This window comes from Bacteroidota bacterium (assembly GCA_040388375.1).
Lineage (GTDB): Bacteria > Bacteroidota > Bacteroidia > UKL13-3 > UKL13-3 > JAAFJM01.
The window spans coordinates 1-2088 of sequence record JAZKBU010000028.1; the positions used below are offsets into that span (position 1 = coordinate 1).

General features: G+C 32.6%; 2 protein-coding genes. Both read left to right on the forward strand.

From position 1 onward, the window contains the following. Positions 1-1390, forward strand: a 1390-nt coding sequence (locus V4538_17610; GenBank protein MES2382869.1) for an RHS repeat-associated core domain-containing protein, incomplete at its 5' end; no start/stop codon positions are given. Positions 1391-1400: 10 nt separating this feature from the next. Further along, entirely contained in the window at positions 1401-1847 is a 447-nt protein-coding gene (locus V4538_17615; protein MES2382870.1) for a hypothetical protein, read from the forward strand. The last annotated feature ends 241 nt before the right edge of the window (positions 1848-2088 follow it).

Here is a 2088-nt window from a genome sequence, read left to right on the forward strand (position 1 = left end):
TTACAGTCCGTTCGGGGCTCCAATGGCTACTCGTAACAAACAGGTAAGCAGTGTGTTAGTGACAAAAACCGTGAGCGAAAGTTCGTTTTCAAGCGGTGTTGACGGGTGGGTACCGAGTGGTTCAGCTACACTCATTAACGTATATGGTAATGTACGTGCAATAACCACAGCAATAAACTCAGGGATGAAAAAAGTATTTTCAACCGAGCCCGGTAAAACCTATCGCATTAAGTTTAAAATAAACCTCCGCGGTTGGCCATACTTGTATGTAAAAGATTTGGCTACAACCAATACTATATTTAGTGTAACCGACTTTTTATCACCAAACAATTATGCTTATACCATAACCGCTACCGGTTACCAAACCCAAGTAGAATTCCTTGAAGTTGACAAAGCAGTAAGCGAATTACAACTAGCTAGCTTCACTTTAGAAGAAGTTGATGCGGAAAATGGGTATAGGTTTGGCTTTAACGGTAAGGAGAATGATGATGAAACTCAAACACAGGATTATGGAATGAGAATTTACAATAACCGCTTAGGTAAATTTTTAAGTGTTGATCCATTATGTAGAAATTTCCCTTTCTCTTCACCATACTCATATGCAATGAACAGACCAATTGATGGAATAGATATGGATGGACTTGAATATGTACCTTACATGAACAAGGCTGAACTTCCAGAAGTAACCTCCGCAACATCTGCAGCAGGATTATTTAATGCTTTTATGTACAATTCATTGATTGTTTTACCAAATAATACTACTGCAACTATTATTAACACAGTTACAGACAGAATTGTATATATCAAAAATTATGGCATTTCAGATTATGTTCATCAAACTGTTAATAATATAAAAAAGGCAGCAGAGGACATAAAAACAGAGGCGTCAAATATGACTTTAGGAGATGTCGTTAAGCAATATAAAAATCCTGCTAACTATGAAGTATTACCTTTAATGATTGTATTTGGAACTAAGCCAAAAGCTAGTCCTATAGCTGAGATATCAATTGTTGAAAGACGGAAAATACTAGCAAATAATTTTTATGAATCATTTGGTGAAAGGAACATTTCCAGCAAGTTATCTGGAATTAATTTTGCAAAATCTGTAACTGTACAAAAATTAGAAGCAGGAAGTTTTGTAGAACAATGGGTTGGTGCTGATGGGGTTATTGGAAAGTACTTTGCCCCAGTTAACTCTGATCCAGCAAAGCTTGGAATAAATACTGCAGGTAGAACACGTGTCATATTTCAACTAAAAGAAAATATTCAGGTTTTAAAAACTACTGCTGCGGATTTTAAAGATTTAAAGACAGGCGAAGTTTATAAAGGAGGAGGGCAACAATACTTTAGTCCCGCGATTAAAGATGTTGTCACCCCTGTGAAAAATTAAATATTTGAATATGAAAAATACCGATGTTATATGGTTGGATGAATTTTATAATACGATAAAACTTTATAAAATAGAAGTACCCTACTTAGTGGAGTTATTAGGAGATATTATTAACACAAGCGTAAATAATAGTATAAGAAATGAATTTCTTTTACCAAAAGATAAACGTTTCAAGACTATCTATATATCTTGGAATATTATTACCAATGAGGTAAAAGAGATTGGATTTATAGGAAATACATTTACTATATCTTTTTTAGATTGTAAAAAATATTCTAAGTCACACTATGAACAATTTATTATTTACGATGAAAAAGTTGAATTTGTTTTTGATACTCAATCGACAAACAATTTAGTGAAAAATATTGTCTGTCGTAAAGATGAATCTGCATTGAATTTATCAGAAGAAGATAAAGAGGACCTAATATTTGACAATATAAATTTTATTTTAGAATAGAGTAGCATTTACCAATATATCTGTAACCAGTATGAACCGGTAGCGTACCAATTATCACTTTTTAAGGTAATGGTTTTCTAAGTAATTGAAAAACAAAATAAAGTATGGTTAAATAACCATAAAAGAGAGCAGTTAATATTCCTCTCTTTTATTTTATAAATGCGTTAGGGAGCATTATTATTAGGGTTGTATTTTCTTGGTGTACCATTTATCACTTAAAAAACCATGAATTGTCAATACT

Excerpts from the sequence above, each read along its gene's own strand:
- V4538_17615 (MES2382870.1), top strand. The coding sequence starts at position 1,401 with ATGAAAAATACCGATGTTATATGGTTGGATGAATTTTATAATACGATA.